Raw genomic sequence first — 2,490 nt, 5'->3', positions numbered from 1 at the left:
AGAGACTTTCTGTGCTTGTAGTAATAGTGTTTTACATCTTCGAGTGGTTGGCCGAGTTTACATCGCTTCGCAATCAAGCAGCGTTTGTCATTTTGGACATGACGGATGTTGGTGTAGAGCCGTTTAACACTCATCAACCGTTGGGGTGCATCCACACACTTCATAAAGCCATCTCGTGTGTTTTGATACGACTTACCGTTGAACAAAATAATAATATCAGCTTGTTGAATGACGTCAATAATTTCAAATTTCATTTTCTCACCTCTCAAAAAGTAATAAGAGCAATCTTTAACAAACAAAAAAAGAGGTGCCACACGATTGTGTGACACCTCTCCTAACATCCCTTGTCCATTTTTGCCTTGTTAACCACGGTTATCTTCTGTTTTTCTATCGACTCGTCCCTTCAACTAACCAATCCAGTGATCCGTTAGGTAAAGAAAGCAGGTTAAATAAATTTACAGCTTGATAAGCAGGTTAAAAAAATGTACAATGAGGGTTAGGAGAATGGTGACTCAACCCGTGTAGGTTGGGACTTTATACGATATCGATGTCCAGTCGATATCGTACCATTCTTCTTTTTTTTCGTATTCAATTACTCTCAAAACAACCTTACTACAATAACTAGTCCAAAAGCAAGCGTTAATTTAAAGCGTTTTCTTTTTTTTGGTGTGTTTTATGACGAGTTATTACTAGTTCACTCGTTCTGATTACCTAATAATAGCACAGTCTTTTCAACAAAACAAGAACACATGTTCGTTTTTTTATTTATAATAGCATTGAGAAAAATTATGACTATATCATCACGATTAATAAGGCGCATTTTCAAGAGACCCATAAAAACGTTTTGGAATCATTGTTTTTTTTGGAGTCTGATTTTCAGGATTAAATTGTTCGCCTAATTCTCTAATGCGTTGAGCGATTTCAAACGCAGTGTTTTTTAAAACGATTGGTGAATTTTGATTTATTTTCAACGTAGTTTGAACACACAGAACGAACATAAGCTTTTAGATTAATAGCTTCTGGAATGGCTTCTTTTACGATTTCCTCGAATTTAGGTCTTGAAAGTCCTTTATTACGAAAATCATCAAAAATGTATAATAGGCTGGCAACCACGGTACCTTGTTTATAAGAACTTAAAAGAGGATTAGATAAGTTAGTGTCTTTTTCAGAAGGTGATTGAGACTTAGAGCCACTTGGTTTTTTAGGGTGTTCAGGACCACTTTCATTACCGACAGGATAACCGACATCTTCACCGACAGGTGCTTTTTTTTCGGTTACAAAAGGTAAAATACGAATGACAGATGACATGCGCCCCCCACGCTTGGAGTATTGTTTAACAACTTCGATGATGTTGTTTTGTTTAAGCTCACTCATGCAGCGTTCAACCGTACGCTTTGTAATTGATAGCCGTTCAGCAATCGTGTCATAGAGTACGCCACACGCGCCATTGTGGTGTGAGGCAATTTTAGCAAGGTAGTTTAGAATGTTTTTTGAATTGTCACGTAAGAAAGCAGCATTACTTTTCAAGTGGTCGGCGACAGCATAGTTCATTTCTTTTTTTGAGTCGAATACGACATGTTCGTTCAATCGATTAAATCCAATAAGATTTTCACTTTTATTTTCGTTAGTTGTCATTGAGAACTCCTCCTTTTGATAGAGTTTTAATACAAATGAAATGTTTCAGTCAGTTTAAAAATGGTGCAGGACAATCATTACACAAAATGAGTGGCAATGTAAAACAGAATATAAATCATGCGAATAGAGTATATATATAGTCTAAAGGTTAACGAAAACAATGTAAAGTGTTTTTTAAAAATATCCCTTTTTAGGCAATATCTATGTATCGCTATATCCCTTTTTAGGCAATATCTATGTATCGCTATATCCCTTTTTAGGCAATATCTATGTATCGCTATATCCCTTTTTAGGCAATATCTATGTATCGCTATATCCCTATAAAGTGATGATATGAACTTACGAGAGAGCATATAGATTGCGGTGATGGGCTTTAGTCATTATAGCAACACACGCCCTACGTATCGCTATATCCCTTTTTAGGCAATATCTATGTATCGCTATATCCCTTTTTAGGCAATATCTATGTATCGCTATATCCCTTTTTAGGCAATATCTATGTATCGCTATATCCCTTTTTAGGCAATATCTATGTATCCCTTTTTTTGTCTAAAGAGGTGTGATACACTATAAGTAGATAAAATAGTATAGGAGGATGTTATTTATGGAACAGTCTATCGTTGAAATGAAAAAAATAGCACCAAAAGTTATCACGATTGGTAATTATAAGGGCGGTGCAGGTAAAACAACGAACGCGGTTATGATTGGTTATGTATTATCGACACTAGGTATTAAAACATTAGTTGTAGATATGGATCCACAATCAAATGCAACTAAATCGTTAATGCTAACTCGGTCGGCAAATAACGAAGGGGCGGTGCCAGCAATCAACAAAACATTGATGGCGGGTATTGA

The 2,490-nt window shown here is 35.9% G+C and carries 3 protein-coding genes; 1 reads left to right on the top strand and 2 read right to left on the bottom strand.

The window, feature by feature from the left end; translation table 11 throughout:
• On the bottom strand, positions 1–254 hold a 254-nt coding region (locus tag BCAMP_RS11385), incomplete at its 3' end, for a hypothetical protein (protein ID WP_035315707.1).
• Between the two features lie 667 nt (positions 255–921).
• On the bottom strand, positions 922–1,635 hold the full coding sequence (locus BCAMP_RS11380) for a helix-turn-helix domain-containing protein (protein WP_035315706.1): 714 nt from the start codon (positions 1,633–1,635) through the stop codon (positions 922–924).
• A 604-nt stretch (positions 1,636–2,239) separates the two neighbouring features.
• Between BCAMP_RS11380 and BCAMP_RS11375 the strand changes: the two genes are divergently transcribed.
• Positions 2,240–2,490 (top strand): ParA family protein (locus BCAMP_RS11375; protein WP_035315705.1); only part of this gene is annotated, 251 nt, incomplete at its 3' end.

The organism is Brochothrix campestris FSL F6-1037, assembly GCF_000525915.1.
GTDB classification, from domain to species: domain Bacteria; phylum Bacillota; class Bacilli; order Lactobacillales; family Listeriaceae; genus Brochothrix; species Brochothrix campestris.
This window is presented reverse-complemented; position numbering and strand designations above follow the sequence as displayed.

Coding starts and splice junctions, on each gene's coding strand:
- BCAMP_RS11380 (WP_035315706.1), bottom strand. CDS start 1,635: ATGACAACTAACGAAAATAAAAGTGAAAATCTTATTGGATTTAATCGA.